This is a genomic window from Flavobacterium chungbukense (genome assembly GCF_020805785.1).
Classification (GTDB): domain Bacteria; phylum Bacteroidota; class Bacteroidia; order Flavobacteriales; family Flavobacteriaceae; genus Flavobacterium; species Flavobacterium chungbukense.
In genome coordinates this window covers 216250-232437 of record NZ_JAJGZV010000006.1, presented here as the reverse complement: position 1 = coordinate 232437, position 16188 = coordinate 216250, and the positions used below count along the sequence as shown (strand labels likewise).

The following is a 16188-nucleotide window of genomic DNA, read 5'->3' as shown; positions in this document are numbered from 1 at the left end:
AAAAATCCCAAATTCCAATTACAATGATGTTGGAATTTGGGATTTTTTATTTGATTCTTCCGAAGAATTGGAATATTCGAATTTTTAAAAATTTTAGCCTTTCAAATAGGCTTCACGTACTTTTTTGAAGAGATTTGAAGAGTAAACAAACTTCACAATATCTTTGTTTTCAGTTCTAAAAATTTCTTCTTTGGTTCCTTGCCACGCTTTTAGTCCTTTTTTTAGGAAAACAATATTCTCTCCAATTTCCATTACAGAGTTCATGTCGTGTGTGTTAATTACTGTTGTAATATTATATTCTCGAGTAATTTCCTGAATCAAGTTATCTATCAAAGTTGAAGTATTTGGATCAAGACCAGAGTTTGGTTCATCACAAAACAAATACTTCGGATTATTTACAATGGCGCGGGCAATCGCCACGCGTTTCTGCATACCTCCTGAAATTTCAGATGGTAATTTTTTATGAGCTTCAACAAGATTTACTCTTTCTAAAACGAAATCTACTCTTTCTTTGATTTGTGCTTTAGTATTACTAGTAAACATCCTCAAGGGGAAAGCTACATTTTCTGCAACTGTCATCGAATCAAACAAGGCTGAACCTTGAAATACCATTCCGATTTCAGTTCTCAGTTCACGTTTTTCATCTTTGTCTAAATCAGAATAAACTCTTCCGTCAAATTCAATTGTTCCAGAATCTGGCGTATGGATTCCTAAAAGTGTTTTTAATAAAACGGTTTTTCCAGATCCACTTTGTCCGATAATCAGGTTGGTTTTTCCAGTTTCAAAAACGGTCGAAACGCCTTTTAAAACTTTACTGTCTCCAAATGATTTTTCTATATTTTTTACTTCTATCATTATCCTAATAATAATTGAGTTAATATATAATTAAAAAGAATGATACAAACTGATGTCCATACAAACGAAACGGTACTTGCTTTACCAACTTCTAATGCACCACCTTTCATATAATAACCATGAAATGATGGAATTGTAGCCAATAACATTGCAAAAATTAAAGTTTTGATGAATGCGTAGGTAATGTGAAAAGGAATAAATTCCATTTGAGCACCTGCAATAAAATCCTGACTAGTTGAAAATCCGCCATAAGCAGAAGCAAGCCAGCCTCCAAAAATACCCAAAAACATACTGATACAGATTACAAAAGGATACATTAGTAGCGCTATAATTTTTGGAAAAACAAGATAGTTTAAGGAATTAACACCCATAACTTCTAAAGCATCAATTTGCTCTGTAACACGCATTGTGCCAATACTTGAAGTAATATAAGATCCCATTTTTCCGGCCATAATTACCGAAATAAAAGTAGGGGCAAATTCTAAAATTACAGATTGACGTGTAGCAAAACCAATTAAATATTTTGGAATTAATGGATTAGTTAAGTTTAAGGCTGTCTGAATAGCTACAACTCCTCCAATAAAGAACGAGATAAAGCAAACAATTCCAAGTGAGTCAATAATAAGGTCATCGATTTCTTTTAGAATTAGACTTTTCATAACAGACCATTTAGTCTGTTTATTGAAAATTTCTTTCAGCATTAAAAAATATCTCCCTATTTGGGATAAATAACGAATTAGCATCATAATTTTTAAATATTGGCTAAGTTAAAAAGAAGTTATGAGTTATGGGTCATGAGTTAAGCTTTTTCGAATGTTTTACCAATCAAATTAACTTTTGTTTCATTTTCTGCAAACGATAATTTCTAATAAATTTAGCTTGTTCGGGTGTTACTAATAAAGGAGTTTTGGCGCTTTTAGCTTTCATAAATCCTTTGATATAATCTAAAAAGAGGAATGGTTTTTTCTTCATCATCGCCAATTTTGCCGAAGCAATCGCCGTGATCCAAAAACCATAACCTAAAGTATAAAAAGCTTCGCCTTGTTTATAACGAGCTGTTTTGTTGTAGTTTGCGCCAGTTGGCTTTAGATGTTTTACATGTAAAGATTCGTCGGTTACAATTTTCCAATCGTAATATTTGCAAAGTAATTCATCTACAGTATCCCAGCCCATTGCAGGTTTTAAACCTCCAATTTGCTGATATGTTTCTTTGCGATATGCTTTTAGCGCACCACGAATGTGATCTTTATCGGTTAGATTCTCCAAAATCCATTCGCCGTTTTTGTCGATATAACAAAATCCGCCCACCATTCCGATTTTTGGATCAGATTCGAAATGTTTGATTATGGTTTCAAAATAATTAGGAGGAAAAATTAAATCGCCGTCGATTTTTACGATAATATCATAATCAGAATCTAAAGTTTCAAAACCTTTCTGAAAAGCTTGAATTACTTTACTTCCTGGCATATGAATCGCATCTGAAGTTTTATTTACAACAGAAATGTATGGGTTCTCTTTTGCAAAACTCAATACAACTTCTTCTGTTTTATCAGTTGAATTATCATTGACAACCACAACTTTTGAAGGTAAAACAGTTTGCGAAACTAAAGATTGTAAAGTTAGCCCAATTAAATCTTGCTCGTTGTGCGCGGGAATGACGATGTAATATTTCATTTTAAATTCCAATTTTTTAAATTCCAAATTCCAATTCTTGCGAATAAATCCCAATCTTTTATCCCGATAGCTATCGGGACCAAATTCCAATCTTAACGAGATGGCTAAAATTGGAATTTGGGATTTATCTATTGGAATTTGCCGTTAGGCTCTTTCAGCTACAACAATATAATATCTTGGAGTAAAATATCTTAATAAGGGTCTTAATCCAAACTTTTTTACCGGATGTGTAAATTGTAAACGATCCGTTATTTTCCATCCCGTTTTTTCTAAAAGCCAGTCTAACTGCCAGTCTTCAAATTCGTGATAATGTCTGTCCCACATATCAGTTTTAGAACGATATGCTGGTGAAAACCATAAACGTAACGGAATCGAAATTAGTAATTTATCGCATTTTACGTTTTGTAAAATGGTGTATGGATTTAATAAATGTTCGAAAATTTCAAATGCTGTAAAAACAGTATAATCTTCTGTTTGTAATGCCGTTTGATCGTTATCTAAGTCTTCGCCTTTTGTATTTTTTACGGTATACCCATTTTCTTCCATTATTTTAGAAAACGGATTTGGTACGCCAAAATCAAAAATGGTTTCTGATGTTTTAACGTGTTTTTGTAAAAACTCTAAAGTAAGTTTGAATCTTTTATTCGGAAATGTTTTTTCGTACATTTTTTATTTTTTATCAGCAAAGGCGCAAAGATACTAAAAAAGTATTCAGTGTTCAGTTTTTAGTATTCAGTTGCGGAGCTAAGTTTGAAAAATAAATTTCTTTTAAAGATGTAAAGTTTTGATCAAAAAATAAACCATATAAGTAATATAAGTTCAATTAAGTAAAAACTTAAAATATCTTATATTACTTATATGGTTTAAAAAACTTTGCGACTTCGCGTCTTTACGAGATTATTTCACTCACAATAAAAATAAAACTTAATTTACTTTATATAAACACGTTTTTTAATGTCTATAAACAAAAGCATTGATATTCATTCCGGCTCCCACAGAAGCAAAAATGATAACATCACCTTTGTTGATTTCTTGATTTTCAATTTTTCCCTGAAGAATTAAATCGTATAAAGTTGGAACTGTTGCTACGCTGCTGTTTCCTAAATCGTGAATACTCATAGGCATAATGTCTTTAGGCGCAGTTTTGTCGTATAATTTGTAGAAACGTTCGATAATCGCTTCGTCCATTTTTTCGTTTGCCTGATGAATAAGAATTTTTTTCACATCGTCGATGGCAATTCCGCTTTTGTCTAAACAGCTTTTCATAGCTAATGGAACATTACTTAAAGCAAATTCGTAAATTTTGCGTCCATACATTTTAATATATTTGATGTCTGGATCTAAATCTGGATTGTATGATTTTCCGAAGAAAAGATAATTTGCTTCATCATTAGCGTAAGTAGCGCTTTCGTAAGCCAACAATCCCGCTTCGTCTGTTGAAGCTTCTAAAATAGAAACTCCAGCTCCATCAGAATAAATCATAGAATCACGATCGTGGTCGTCAACAACTCTTGAAAGCGTTTCTGCACCAATTACCATTACTCTTTTTGCCATTCCAGATTTGATGAAAGCATTTGCTTGAAGAACACCTTCAATCCATCCTGGACATCCAAAAAGAATATCGTAAGCGACACATCTAGGGTTTTTAATGCCTAATTTGTTTTTTACGCGAGTTGCCAGACTTGGTAAAATATCCGTTTGATGCGTTCCAGTTTTTACATCGCCAAAGTTGTGTGCAAAAATGATATAGTCTAAAGTTTCGGCATCAATTCCTGCATTTGCTATTGCTTTTTGAGCAGCAAAAAAAGCTAAATCAGATGCGGTATATTCTGGTTCTGCATATCGGCGATTTTCAATTCCGGTAATGCCTTTAAATTTCTTAATAACAACTTCGTTGGGGTAACCAAATGGAGTTCCATCTTCATTTAAAAAAATATGTTTGTCAAAGTCTGTGTTTTTTACTTCTAAATTAGGAATGTAACTCCCAATGCCAATTATTTTTATTTTCATTATTTCCCTTTAATTATCCGATAAATTTAGCGCTAATGTATAAATAATATTATGATAACTATCATAAAAAATAGTATGCATGCATATAATTATGAAAAAACAATTTTTTAGAAGATATATTGTGTTTCTTCTAATGATTTTTTAATATTTCCTAGATTTCAAACGATTGAAGCAAGTTTGGGAAAATGATTCTTTGGAATTATTTTTTATTTACTAAAATTAATTTCACAAAAATCTAACAAAAAGTTATGTTTTTATAAATCCGAATCTTCTTTATTGTTTTGACTGCGTGAGGGATAGGAGCTGGCTACCGAAGTAGCGCGGATAGCCCGACAGCATCCCGATAAAAGGGCGAATAATCGTAAAGTGAGTTGGCCCTTTTATCGGGATGGTGGCACGCCCAGCTTGATTTTATATTTTAGATTTTGGGATTTTTTAAATTTTTGAATTTAAAAAACAAAACCCGACAGGTTTTTAAAACTTGTCGGATTTGAATATGTATAAGAAAACTATTTCTTAGTTTTCCATGTAAGCTTCGATAGGAGCACAGCTGCAAACTAAGTTTCTGTCACCGTAAGCGTCATCTACACGACGAACTGATGGCCAGAATTTATTGTCAGCGATATAATCCAATGGATAAGCTGCTTTTTCTCTAGTATAAGGGAAATCCCAAGAATCTGTAGTTAACATTGCCAATGTGTGAGGTGCATTTTTCAATACATTGTTTTTGTCATCAGCAGTTGCAGCTTCGATCTCTTTTCTGATTGAGATAAGAGCATCACAGAAACGGTCTAATTCTGCTAAATCTTCAGATTCAGTTGGCTCGATCATTAAAGTTCCAGCAACTGGGAAAGAAACCGTAGGAGCGTGGAAACCGTAATCCATTAAACGTTTTGCGATATCACCAACTTCAATTCCGTTTTCTTTGAATGCACGGCAATCTAAAATCATTTCGTGAGCTGCTCTTCCGCATTCTCCAGTATAAAGAATTGGATAGTGTCCTTCGAAACGAGATTTCATGTAATTAGCATTCAAAATAGCGTGCTCTGTAGCGCTTTTTAATCCTTCAGCACCCATCATTGTGATGTAGCCGTAAGAGATTAAACATACTAAAGCAGATCCGTAAGGTGCAGATGAAATTGCTGTAATTGCTTGTTCACCACCTACTTTTAAGATTGGGTTGGTTGGTAAAAACGGAACTAATTTTTCGTTCACACAAATTGGTCCAACTCCAGGTCCGCCACCACCGTGAGGAATAGCGAATGTTTTGTGTAAGTTTAAGTGACAAACATCAGCGCCAATTGTTGCTGGATTTGTTAATCCAACTTGTGCATTCATGTTTGCACCGTCCATATATACTAATCCGCCATTATCGTGGATTAATTTAGTGATTTCGATAATTGAAGATTCAAAAACTCCGTGAGTAGATGGATAAGTTACCATTAAACAAGATAAATCATCTTTATGTTCAATCGCTTTTTCTCTTAAATCTTCTACATCAATATTTCCTTCCGGAGTCGTTTTCGTAACGATAATTTTCATTCCCGCCATCGCTGCAGAAGCAGGATTTGTTCCGTGAGCCGATGAAGGAATCAAACATACATTACGATGCCCTTCGTTTCTTGATAAATGGTAAGCACGAATTGCCATTAAACCAGCATATTCTCCTTGCGCTCCAGAATTTGGCTGTAAAGTTGTTCCAGCAAATCCAGTAATTACATTTAATTGCTGCTCTAATTTTTTAAGCATTGTGATGTAACCTTCAGCTTGTTCCACTGGTGCAAACGGGTGAATGCTGTTCCAGTTTGGCATTGAAAGAGGCAACATTTCAGAAGCTGCGTTTAATTTCATTGTACAAGAACCTAAGGAAATCATCGAATGATTCAACGATAAATCTTTACGCTCTAATTTTTTGATGTAACGCATTAACTGACTTTCTGAATGATGATTATTGAAAACATCATGTGTCAAGAAAGAAGATGTTCTTTCTAATGAAGCAGGTAATTGACTAGCTTCAGTTAATTCAGAAACCGTGAAAGTTTCTTTTCCTAAAGCTTCAGCAAAGATCGCAACGATTTGGTTGATGTCGCTAATTGAAGTCGTTTCGTTTAATGAAATTGAAACTGAATCAGCATCAGGGTAGAAGAAGTTTACTTTGTTTTTCTCAGCAACTGCTTTTACTTTTTGAGCATCAGCTTTTACTAAAATCGTGTCAAAGTAAGCCGTGTTAGTTTGGAAAACGCCTAATTTATTCAAAGCTTCAGCAGTAGTAACTGCCGATGCGTGAACTTTATTTGCAATGTATTTTAAACCTTCTGGTCCGTGGTAAACGGCATACATTCCAGCCATAACTGCCAATAAAACCTGAGCAGTACAAATATTTGAAGTCGCTTTTTCACGTTTAATGTGTTGTTCACGAGTTCCTAAAGCCATACGTAAAGCACGGTTTCCATTAACATCAATAGAAACTCCAATAATACGACCCGGCATAGAACGTTTGTATTCGTCTTTAGTTGCAAAAAATGCAGCATGAGGTCCGCCATAACCCATTGGTACACCAAAACGTTGTGAAGTTCCAACCACAACTGCAGCTCCCATTTCTCCCGGAGAAGTTAAAGCAGCAAGTGATAAAATATCGGCAGCGAAGGCAACTTTGATTTCGTTTTCTTTTGCTTTAGCAACAAAAGCACTGTAATCGTTCACCTGACCGTATTTTCCTGGGTATTGTAAAATAGCCCCAAAAAACTCAGTTGAAAAATCAAAAGTTTCGTGATTTCCAACAACTAATTCAATTCCAATTGGAGTCGAACGTGTTTGAAGTACAGATAAAGTTTGTGGTAAAATTTCTTCAGAAACGAAGAATTTGTGTATATTATTTTTCTTTTGATCTCTTGTACGAACATCAAATAATAAAGCCATAGCTTCTGCAGCAGCTGTACCTTCGTCCAATAAAGAAGCGTTTGCAATTTCCATTCCTGTTAATTCGATAACAGTAGTTTGGAAATTTAAAATAGCTTCTAAACGACCTTGAGCAATTTCTGCTTGGTAAGGCGTGTAAGCAGTATACCATCCTGGGTTTTCGAAGATATTTCTCTGAATTGGCGCAGGAACGATAGTTGGGTGATAACCCAAACCAATGTATGATTTAAATGTTTTGTTTTTCTTCCCTAATTCGCGAATATGATTTGCAAATTCGAATTCTGTCATTGCAGGATCTAAATTCAAAGGCGCTTTTAAACGAATATCGTCCGGAAGGGTTTCATAAACAAGTTGTTCAATAGATTCAACACCAATGGTTTGTAACATGTGTTGAAGATCTGTTTCTCTTGGACCAATGTGTCTTAAAGCAAAAGCATCTGTTTTCATTTGTAGCAGTCTATTTTTTAAAGATCAAAAGTAATTTTCCGAGCGTTTTATTTGACGTAATCTAATGCTACACAAGGTTTATTACATTTTAAAGTAAATGTGTTGTTTTTTTGTGGCGCAAAATTAAGTATTATTAATAATTTAATGGGTATTTTTAACTTCAATTTTTGTCAATTTTCTAACTAAAGAGTTGATTTGTTACCAATTGATTAGATTTCGGAATATGAAACTTCTAAAACAAATATTCAATTTTTATTTAAACAGCAGTATTCACGTGGCTTTATCGTGTTATGCTTTGGTTAGGATAACGTTTTATTTCTTTCATATTCAATATGATGAATCAATGGCGTTGTTCGTTTTTTTCGGAACAATTGTAGGATATAATTTCGTAAAGTACGATGCGCTTGTTCGAGTGAAAAGAAAACCAGTTGGCATTCAATTAAAAATTATAGCTGTTTTAAGTTTGATTTCGCTGATTTTAGTCGGCTATTATTTTTTCCATTTAAAGCGAATTACTCAAATTGTTTCGGTTGTAATTTTTGCCATAACGGCACTTTATACTTTACCTTTTTTCCCAAACAGAAAAAATGCCCGAAACTGGGCAGGAGTAAAAATCTACATTGTAGCGCTTTGTTGGGTTGGCGCAACTTTGGTTTTGCCGTATATAAATGCCGAAATTCCGTTTACAGCCAATTTTTTTATAAAATGCATTCAGCGTTTTGTTTTGGTTTTTGTACTGATTTTGGTTTTCGAAATTCTGGATTTAGCTAATGACGATCCGCATTTGCAAACCGTTCCGCAGACAATCGGAGTAAAACGAACGAAGATTCTAGGATTTTCTCTTTTAGTTCCGTTTTGGGTTTTAGGAATTTTGAGTTTTACACTTCACGATCTAATTATCAATCTGATAATGGTTGTGACTTTGATGTTGTTTATCTTCTTTGCCAATACCAATCGATCGAAATATTACACTTCTTTTTGGGTCGAAGCCGTACCTGTTTTTTGGTGGTTAATGATTGCGTTTTCTAAATAATATTATTTTGGGCGTGTCCCTCCGGGTCAGGCTATCGGCTAAATTCCCGATTAACAAAAACTACGGCTGAAAAAGCCTTGTTTTTCTAAATCGGGAGATACCGCCTCTATCCCTCACGCGAACCATAAAACGAGAAGATTTGTTTTTAAAAGAAGATTTGTTGCCACAATCTTGTCATTTCGACGAAGGAGAAATCTCCGCGAGAAGCTCGACAAAGATTGGATTCTCGTTGCGGAGTTACTTGTGGAGATTTCTCCTTCGTCGAAATGACAAGATTGCGTTTAAATATTGGACTTCGCCAAATTAATTTGTTAAAATCTGCGAGAAAAATCTATTTCACCTTTTGCTCAGCCAAAGCTTTATTCAAATCAGCTTTAGCTTCATTTAATTTCTTTTTTTTCTTGTCGATTTTTTCTTTGCTTTCATTGTCTTTAATGGCTTTGTTCAAATCGGCAGTTCTTTCGTTTACTTTTTGCTGTTTTTCTTTTACTTTTTTGTCAAGATCAGTATTGACTGTTTTAGTGGTACAGTTTTTCTTAGTCTGTGCTATAGCTTCTTCAACTCCTTTTATCTGGTTTTGATTTCCGGCTTTTTTCGCAGCAGTTAATTTTGTATTTAATTCACATAATTTTCTTTCGCAACCTTTTAGAGTTGTACAATTACTTTGTGCAAATCCGATAAAAGACATAGTAAATAAAAGTGCTGATAATATAATTTTTAATTTCATAAGTATATTTTTTGATTGTTTTGCTTCAATCATTCAGAAGCGAATTACTTATAAAAGTAAGAAAATTATTTTAATTCTCTTTTTCAGATACTTCCTTTAGGATTTTGTTTCTCTCCAAAAGGAAGTTAGTAAGATGTTTTTCTAAAAACAAAATATCAAAAAGTTCTCCAAATATCCCAAAAGGCGTTTCATATTGCAATTTATCTTTCATAATCGTAACGCCATTTTCTTCTTCAAAAAAATGTTCATGTTTAAACGATTTGAATTTCCCTTTTTCCATTTCATCCACAAAATAATCGTAGAAATTCATTGCAGTAATTCGGCTTTTGTGTGTGATATAAAATCCGAAATGTTTGCCACGCCAGGTTACCGTTTCGTTTAAATTTATTAAACCCGATGTTACGCCATCAATAGCTTTTTCTTTTGTTGGACTTGCAGATTGCTGGTGAATATCGATATTTCTTGACGCATCAAAAACGATTTGTTTTGAGGCGTTTATTTTGGTTGTGAGGTTTATTGTTGTCATTAATTTATTTTTTGCGCAATCTTGTCATTTCGACGAAGGAGAAATCTTCGCAAGTAACTCTACAATTCGAATTCAATCTTTGGCGAGTTTCTCGTGGAGATTTCTCCTTCGTCGAAATGACAAAACTATGTGAATTTGGATTCTAAATTAAATCTCGGAAAGCCTCATCAATATCACCAAACTTAAATTTAAACCCATTTTCCAAAAGTCGTTTCGGAATCACATTCCTACTTTTCAAAACCAATTCAGTTTCAGTTCGAATAAAAAAAGATCCAATTTCAAGAAAGAATTTATTCATCGGAATTCCAAAAGGAAAACCAACTGCTTTTCTAAGTTTCTGCATAAAATCAATATTTCGAATTGGTTCAGGAGAAACAATATTGATAATGCCAGTGATTTCTTTTTCAATAATAAGATCAATTGCATTCGCAAAATCATCTTCATGAATCCAGCTGATGAATTGATTTCCTTTTCCTTGTTTTGCTCCAAAACCAATTTTAGCCAAAGTCTTTAACGGAATAAAAACACCGCCATTTTTTCCTAAAACAATCGAAGTTCGCAAAGCTGTTTTCAATGTATTTGGAGTTTCAGTTTTAAAGAATGCTTTTTCCCAAGAAAGCGCCACATTTATAGAAAAATCATTTCCGATTTCGCCGTCAACTTCATCCATTTGTTTGTCTAAAGAAAAACGATAAATGGTTGAAGTCGATGAATTCAGCCAATGTTTCGGTGGATTTTGACAATTTAAAACCGCTTTATTTAGAATTTTGGTGCTTTCAATTCGAGATAATAGAATCTCTTTTTTATTTTCTTTCGTGTAACGGCAATCAACAGATTTTCCTGCGAGATTAATTAAAACTGTCGCGTTTTCTAATTCTTTTTCCCAGCCAGAAAAAGTTCTGGCATTCCAGTTAACATATTTAATTCCGTCAATTGTTTGAGATTTTCCTCTTGTTAGAATTACAATTTCTTCAAATTTATCTTTGAAATGATTGACTAAAACTTGTCCTAGAAAACCTGTTCCTGCTGCGATAATGAGTTTTTTCATTGGTGATTTTTTTTGCCACGAATTACACGAATTTACACTAATTATTTTTGCCACAGATTAAAAGGATTTTTAATGATTTTTACGCAATTAATAAATCCGAATAATCACTTTAATCTGTGGCAAAAATTATAAAAAGAAATTTGTGAAATTCGTGTAATTGCTTCGCCTGTTCGCTATCGCTCGAGTCGTGGCACACCACTTTTATATATTTAAAATTAAAAGTAAAGCAAGAATTCGATAAAGAATCCAAGTGAAAGATAAATAAAAAGGAAGTTTTAGAACTTTGACTCTTCTAAAATGTTCCAAAAACATAATCAAAACCGTCATTCCAAACCAACCTAAAATAATCGTTTGTGGAAGCTGGAAAAACTGATTCAAAATTAAAATTGGCATTAAAGTTAAACTTCCAAATAAAGAAACCGTCATTAAATTTCCTGCGTAATTGATAACAGCTTGTTTGTTGAACTTGAAAAGGAATAAGCTTTGAAAAACAATTTGTCCAAAAGCCAAAATAATTTCTCTGGTAATATTAGATTTTGGTAAAATCGGAATCAAATTAGAATATCCAAATAAAATAAAACTCGTCAATGTCAAAGCAAAACCGATAAATAGAAATCTGTATTTATAATTGAAATCTGGAGTACATTGCAATTTGTTTTCTTCTTTTACATTTCCTGGAATAATTACTTTTCGGTTGAAAGAAACAAAAGAATAAAGTTTTTTAAGAATAAAATGAATTGGTTTTACTGTCGCAATTTTTTCAATTAACGGAAAAGAAAATCCAATCACTTTTATCAAACTATCAATTCCGTAAGTAACCGTTTTTGTTTCATTATTGATTAAAGCAATTTCATTTGGTGCTCTTTTCAAGTCAACAAAATTTTGTTCTTCTGTAGATAATTGACAATATGATTTTCTTCCGTTTTCATCAAGCATGCCGCTTTTTACAAATCCAGTTGTGTACAAACTGCAAAGCGGACAATCTTCATCATAAAGCAAGGTTTGGTTTTCTAACGTTTTCATGATTTTTGGTTTTAAAGATGAATAGTTTTATGCGTATAATTCTTTCTGAACAGGAATCAATTCAATTTTTCTTTTATTTTTAACTGCAATTTTTGAGCCTTTAGCCAAGAAAATTGAAGTCGGTTTTTGAGTTTGAAGAAATCCAAAATCGGTTCCGTAAATTTTTTCGAAATCAATATCAATTCGATGATTTAAAACTTCAAATTGTTCCCATCTTGGATGTGTCACTTCATATTCAAAAGTGGTTTCTTCGTCAATTTTAGTATATCCGAAATAATGTTCTGTAATAAATTCAGCTTCAGAATCCATTTCGATTTTACTCAAATCTTTTTTGGTTTCAATTTCAATTGTGTTCCATTCTTTTTCATTTTTCCATTGATAAATGAAAGTATTGCTATTTTTATTTTCGATGATTTCATGTCTCATTTTCTGAGTTTCATAATGTTCCTGATACAAAGTGTTAGCAATAAAAGTGATCGCTTTTTTAGGGACAATTTCTTTAATAAAAACCACACCACGTTTCCATTGTCCATTTTCGAAACGTTTTACATAAAATCTCAGATTCACTTCTTCAAAATTGGTATGAAAAGGAACTTTCAATCCTAAAACTTTGGTGTTTTTAAACATAAATCCAACCAGACTAACATAACATTTGTTGTTCCAGATATCAATCTCAGTTCCTGCGGGAAGATATTTTTCTAGAATTGCGGCATCAACTGCATAATTGAAAAGTGCTAAATTTTTCCATTCTGCTTTTAAGAAGTTCATTGGTGTGCTTTTTTATAGATTAATATTGATAGATAAAATGCTAGTATTGGAGGTACTCCGAATAGTACATAGTTTAAAAAATTATATAACTCCAATTTAGAAATCACTACGAGGGAAATGAAGAAAAGAAAAACACTCACTACATATATTTTAAGATTTTTATCTTGAGGTTCATCAACTAACATTTTTATTCCAATAATTACTTGAAATATTCCAGTAGGTATTAGTGCAAGCATTGCAATTGATATAAAGCCAATGTTAAATGTTGCGAGCAAACAAAAGAATACTGGGAATCCAACAAAAAAATAATTGAAGTAATTAACGTTTTTCATAGTTATTGATTATTTTAAACTTTCAGAAATAATTGAAAGTTTGGGTTAAATTTTTTTAGTTTGAAGATTTATTTCATCATTTTTATAACCAATTTACCCAACCAGTTATCATTAAATTCAGTCATTTTATCCAGCATATTATCTGCTTTTAAAACGAAATCGTACAATTTGGTAGTTTGATCTACAAAATGTTTTTCTTCTGCCGAATCTTTTGCTTCAATAGTCGAAACTTCTTTTAAGATTTTCAGCGTTGGTTTGATTTCTCTTTTGCTTCTTTCTCTGGAAATTTTTACTGCTAATTCGTCTAAATCTTTTTCTGCCGTGAAAAATTCTTTTCTTTCTCCGGCTTTGTATTCTTTATAAACAATTCCCCAATCCATCAAACCTCTTAAGTTCATGCTGGCGTTTCCACGAGAAATCTGCAATTCTTCCATAATGTCTTCCATAGAAACAGGCTCGTTCGAAACCATTAATAAAGCGTGGATCTGTGCCATCGTTTTATTAATTCCCCATTGAGAACCTAATGCTCCCCAGGTTTGTACAAACTTATTTTTTGCTTCTTTGAATTCCATGAGTCAAATGTAAGTAAAAGTTTTCAAACTTTCAAAAATAATTGAAAGTTATTTAACGAATTATAAAGTTATGTTAATTCAAGTCTTGAATTTTTGATTAACTAATGATACAGCTATTTTTGTAAAAATCACATTTATGGAATTATACTACACATTTTCGGTACTAATTGTACTGGCTTCTTTCTTCGCCTATTTAAATTTAAGATTTTTAAAACTTCCAGGAACGATCGGCATCATGATTATTGCGATGCTGGTTTCCGTTGGAATTCGTCTTTTGGGAGATTCTTATTTTCCTGCAACTACAAAACATTTTTTTGATTTAATAAAAGAATTTGATTTCAACGAAATCCTAATGGGAGCAATGTTGAACTTTCTTTTGTTCGCTGGAGCGCTTCACGTAAATATGGCAGATCTTAAAGAGCAAAAAGTTCCCATTATGATTTATTCTACAGTAAGTGTAGTATTGTCAGCTCTAATAATTTCTGGTTTACTTTTTTACATCGCACCACTTTTAGGAATAAAAATCCCTTATATATTTTGTTTGGTTTTTGGAACCTTAATTTCTCCAACCGATCCAATTGTTGTTTTGGGCGTTTTAAAGGAAGCGAAAGTTCCTAAAAGAATCGAAACTAAAATCGTTGGTGAATCTCTATTTAATGATGGAGTAGCCGTAGTGATGTTTGCTGTTGTTTTGAAAATGGCAACCGACCCGACATTTGATATGACTTTTGGTTCTATTGCTTGGTTATTTGCAAAAGAAGGAATTGGCGGACTTTTATTAGGTGCTGTTCTAGGGATTTCGGCATCAAACGTTATGAAGAAAATTGACGATTATAAAGTCTCAGTTTTAATCACACTTTCTATTGTAATGGGAGGATTTTTGATTGCTCAAAGTTTACACGTTTCTAGTCCGCTGGCGATGGTTGTTGCCGGATTGATTATTGGAAATTACGGTAAAAAAGTTGCAATGAGCGAAATAACACAAGATTATTTAGGGAAATTCTGGGAACTTATTGATGAGATTCTGAATGCAATTTTATTCTTATTTATTGGTTTTGAGTTATTGCTATTGCCAGATTTAAATAAACAATTGCTAACCGGTTTCGTAGCTATTTTTATAGTATTGTTTTCAAGATTAACATCAATAGTTTTACCGTGGAAATTCTTTGATATTTTTAAGTTCTTCGGAATCAAATCTGCTTACAACAAAGGATCTCTGATGGTTTTAGTTTGGGGCGGAATTCGTGGTGGAGTTTCTATTGCTTTAGTACTTTCAATGCCAGAAGGAGAATATAAAAACCTTTTACTTGAAGTAACTTATATAGTAGTTTTATTTTCAATTGTAGTACAAGGACTTACTGTTGGGAAATTGGCGAAACGAGTTTTGGAGAAAGAGTAGAGAAATAGAATCAAGATTAAAGAGAAAAGAAAATAGACTTTAGAATATAGATTTATTTAAAACCATTTGATAAAAGACCTGCAAAAATATTTGCAGGTCTTTTTTTATGATTTGTCTTCGATAAGATATTTTAATTTTTTAAAACACACTTATAGTTTGAAAGATTTTTCTTAGTTTTATATTGTTATTTAATTTGTAACTAAATTATAGTTGCAGATTAAAGATTTAATTATAAATTTGTATGAGTAAGATTGATAAACTTATTGAAAAGTTAAAATCAAAACCAAAAGATTTTTCTTGGGATGAAATGGTGAAAGTTATAAATCACTTTGGCTATAAACAAATTGCACAAGGGAAAACTGGAGGTTCAAGAAGAAAGTTTGTAAATGAGAATAAACAAATTATAAGTTTACACGAACCACATCCGCAAAAAGTTTTGAAAGGATATCAGCTTGATATTATTATTGAACATTTGGAATTGTAACATGAAAAACTATTTAGAATATAACGGCTACATTGGGACTTTAGAATTTTCTGCGGACGATAAAATATTCTTTGGAAAAATTCAAGGTATAAATGATTTAGTAACCTTTGAAGGTTCTTCGGTCGCCGAATTGGAAGCATCTTTTAAAGAAGCTGTTGAAGATTATTTAGAGACATGCAAATTATTGAATAAAGCTCCAGATAAAACCTATAAAGGTTCTTTTAATGTAAGAGTTTCTCAGGAACTGCACCAAAAAATAGCGCTGTTAGGCGTTAAAAAAGGATTGAATTTAAATGAAGTTGTAAAAGAAGCGTTGTCTTATATAGTCAAACATGAAGAGATTTTAAATTAGAAAGCCCAAAACAGAAATG

At 32.6% G+C, this 16188-nt stretch carries 17 protein-coding genes; 4 read left to right on the top strand and 13 right to left on the bottom strand.

Going from position 1 to position 16188, the window contains the following annotated elements; translation table 11 throughout:
* Window positions 1-93: 93 nt before the first annotated feature.
* The 6 genes from LL966_RS17645 to gcvP form a co-directional block, all read right to left on the bottom strand.
* Complete coding sequence (locus LL966_RS17645) at window positions 94-855, bottom strand: ABC transporter ATP-binding protein (protein WP_229355047.1); 762 nt, start codon at window positions 853-855, stop codon at window positions 94-96.
* Window positions 855-1601 (bottom strand): MlaE family ABC transporter permease, encoded by a 747-nt coding sequence (locus tag LL966_RS17640; RefSeq protein ID WP_229355045.1) that lies wholly within the window; start codon window positions 1599-1601, stop codon window positions 855-857. Before LL966_RS17640 ends, LL966_RS17645 begins: the two co-directional genes overlap by 1 nt.
* Before the next feature lie 79 nt (window positions 1602-1680).
* A complete protein-coding gene (locus LL966_RS17635) occupies window positions 1681-2529 on the bottom strand; it encodes a glycosyltransferase (RefSeq protein WP_229355043.1) in 849 nt (282 codons plus the stop codon).
* 144 nt (window positions 2530-2673) lie between these two features.
* Window positions 2674-3195, bottom strand: coding sequence for a methyltransferase (locus LL966_RS17630; RefSeq protein WP_229355041.1), 522 nt, complete (start codon window positions 3193-3195; stop codon window positions 2674-2676).
* Window positions 3196-3480: 285 nt separating this feature from the next.
* Window positions 3481-4539: a 3-oxoacyl-ACP synthase III family protein gene (locus LL966_RS17625; protein WP_229355039.1), complete on the bottom strand. Its 1059-nt coding sequence runs from the start codon at window positions 4537-4539 to the stop codon at window positions 3481-3483.
* A gap of 516 nt (window positions 4540-5055) precedes the next feature.
* A complete protein-coding gene (gene gcvP, locus LL966_RS17620) occupies window positions 5056-7905 on the bottom strand; it encodes an aminomethyl-transferring glycine dehydrogenase (protein ID WP_229355038.1) in 2850 nt (949 codons plus the stop codon).
* Between the two features lie 223 nt (window positions 7906-8128).
* On the opposite strand from gcvP, the gene LL966_RS17615 reads away from it, so the two are divergent.
* Window positions 8129-8938: a UbiA prenyltransferase family protein gene (locus tag LL966_RS17615; RefSeq protein WP_229355035.1), complete on the top strand. Its 810-nt coding sequence runs from the start codon at window positions 8129-8131 to the stop codon at window positions 8936-8938.
* 331 nt (window positions 8939-9269) lie between these two features.
* On the opposite strand, the gene LL966_RS17610 is transcribed toward LL966_RS17615, so the two are convergent.
* The 7 genes from LL966_RS17610 to LL966_RS17580 form a co-directional block, all read right to left on the bottom strand.
* Window positions 9270-9665, bottom strand: a complete 396-nt coding sequence (locus tag LL966_RS17610; protein WP_229355034.1) for a DUF1090 family protein — start codon at window positions 9663-9665, stop codon at window positions 9270-9272.
* Window positions 9666-9735: 70 nt separating this feature from the next.
* Window positions 9736-10191, bottom strand: coding sequence for an SRPBCC family protein (locus LL966_RS17605; protein WP_229355033.1), 456 nt, complete (start codon window positions 10189-10191; stop codon window positions 9736-9738).
* Window positions 10192-10333: 142 nt separating this feature from the next.
* A complete protein-coding gene (locus tag LL966_RS17600) occupies window positions 10334-11239 on the bottom strand; it encodes a TIGR01777 family oxidoreductase (protein WP_229355032.1) in 906 nt (301 codons plus the stop codon).
* A gap of 201 nt (window positions 11240-11440) precedes the next feature.
* Window positions 11441-12262: a thiol-disulfide oxidoreductase DCC family protein gene (locus LL966_RS17595; protein ID WP_229355031.1), complete on the bottom strand. Its 822-nt coding sequence runs from the start codon at window positions 12260-12262 to the stop codon at window positions 11441-11443.
* 27 nt (window positions 12263-12289) lie between these two features.
* Window positions 12290-13030, bottom strand: a complete 741-nt coding sequence (locus LL966_RS17590; RefSeq protein ID WP_229355030.1) for a YqjF family protein — start codon at window positions 13028-13030, stop codon at window positions 12290-12292.
* Window positions 13027-13362, bottom strand: coding sequence for a hypothetical protein (locus tag LL966_RS17585; protein ID WP_229355028.1), 336 nt, complete (start codon window positions 13360-13362; stop codon window positions 13027-13029). The genes LL966_RS17590 and LL966_RS17585 overlap by 4 nt, the downstream gene beginning before the upstream one ends.
* A gap of 68 nt (window positions 13363-13430) precedes the next feature.
* Window positions 13431-13934, bottom strand: a complete 504-nt coding sequence (locus LL966_RS17580) for a GbsR/MarR family transcriptional regulator (protein ID WP_129054171.1) — start codon at window positions 13932-13934, stop codon at window positions 13431-13433.
* Window positions 13935-14070: 136 nt separating this feature from the next.
* Between LL966_RS17580 and LL966_RS17575 the strand changes: the two genes are divergently transcribed.
* The 3 genes from LL966_RS17575 to LL966_RS17565 all read left to right on the top strand — a co-directional run bounded on the left by LL966_RS17575 (window position 14071) and on the right by LL966_RS17565 (window position 16169).
* Window positions 14071-15333 carry a cation:proton antiporter gene (locus LL966_RS17575; protein WP_229355027.1) on the top strand — a complete coding sequence of 421 codons (1263 nt, stop codon included), beginning with the start codon at window positions 14071-14073 and terminating at the stop codon, window positions 15331-15333.
* A gap of 241 nt (window positions 15334-15574) precedes the next feature.
* Window positions 15575-15817, top strand: a complete 243-nt coding sequence (locus LL966_RS17570) for a type II toxin-antitoxin system HicA family toxin (RefSeq protein WP_229355025.1) — start codon at window positions 15575-15577, stop codon at window positions 15815-15817.
* Window position 15818: 1 nt separating this feature from the next.
* Window positions 15819-16169: a type II toxin-antitoxin system HicB family antitoxin gene (locus LL966_RS17565; RefSeq protein WP_229355024.1), complete on the top strand. Its 351-nt coding sequence runs from the start codon at window positions 15819-15821 to the stop codon at window positions 16167-16169.
* Window positions 16170-16188: the final 19 nt, after the last annotated feature.

Excerpts from the sequence above, each read along its gene's own strand:
- LL966_RS17645 (WP_229355047.1), bottom strand. The coding sequence starts at position 855 with ATGATAGAAGTAAAAAATATAGAAAAATCATTTGGAGACAGTAAAGTT.
- LL966_RS17640 (WP_229355045.1), bottom strand. The coding sequence starts at position 1,601 with ATGATGCTAATTCGTTATTTATCCCAAATAGGGAGATATTTTTTAATG.
- LL966_RS17635 (WP_229355043.1), bottom strand. The coding sequence starts at position 2,529 with ATGAAATATTACATCGTCATTCCCGCGCACAACGAGCAAGATTTAATT.
- LL966_RS17630 (WP_229355041.1), bottom strand. The coding sequence starts at position 3,195 with ATGTACGAAAAAACATTTCCGAATAAAAGATTCAAACTTACTTTAGAG.
- LL966_RS17625 (WP_229355039.1), bottom strand. The coding sequence starts at position 4,539 with ATGAAAATAAAAATAATTGGCATTGGGAGTTACATTCCTAATTTAGAA.
- gcvP (WP_229355038.1), bottom strand. The coding sequence starts at position 7,905 with ATGAAAACAGATGCTTTTGCTTTAAGACACATTGGTCCAAGAGAAACA.
- LL966_RS17615 (WP_229355035.1), top strand. The coding sequence starts at position 8,129 with ATGAAACTTCTAAAACAAATATTCAATTTTTATTTAAACAGCAGTATT.
- LL966_RS17610 (WP_229355034.1), bottom strand. The coding sequence starts at position 9,665 with ATGAAATTAAAAATTATATTATCAGCACTTTTATTTACTATGTCTTTT.
- LL966_RS17605 (WP_229355033.1), bottom strand. The coding sequence starts at position 10,191 with ATGACAACAATAAACCTCACAACCAAAATAAACGCCTCAAAACAAATC.
- LL966_RS17600 (WP_229355032.1), bottom strand. The coding sequence starts at position 11,239 with ATGAAAAAACTCATTATCGCAGCAGGAACAGGTTTTCTAGGACAAGTT.
- LL966_RS17595 (WP_229355031.1), bottom strand. The coding sequence starts at position 12,262 with ATGAAAACGTTAGAAAACCAAACCTTGCTTTATGATGAAGATTGTCCG.
- LL966_RS17590 (WP_229355030.1), bottom strand. The coding sequence starts at position 13,030 with ATGAACTTCTTAAAAGCAGAATGGAAAAATTTAGCACTTTTCAATTAT.
- LL966_RS17585 (WP_229355028.1), bottom strand. The coding sequence starts at position 13,362 with ATGAAAAACGTTAATTACTTCAATTATTTTTTTGTTGGATTCCCAGTA.
- LL966_RS17580 (WP_129054171.1), bottom strand. The coding sequence starts at position 13,934 with ATGGAATTCAAAGAAGCAAAAAATAAGTTTGTACAAACCTGGGGAGCA.
- LL966_RS17575 (WP_229355027.1), top strand. The coding sequence starts at position 14,071 with ATGGAATTATACTACACATTTTCGGTACTAATTGTACTGGCTTCTTTC.
- LL966_RS17570 (WP_229355025.1), top strand. The coding sequence starts at position 15,575 with ATGAGTAAGATTGATAAACTTATTGAAAAGTTAAAATCAAAACCAAAA.
- LL966_RS17565 (WP_229355024.1), top strand. The coding sequence starts at position 15,819 with ATGAAAAACTATTTAGAATATAACGGCTACATTGGGACTTTAGAATTT.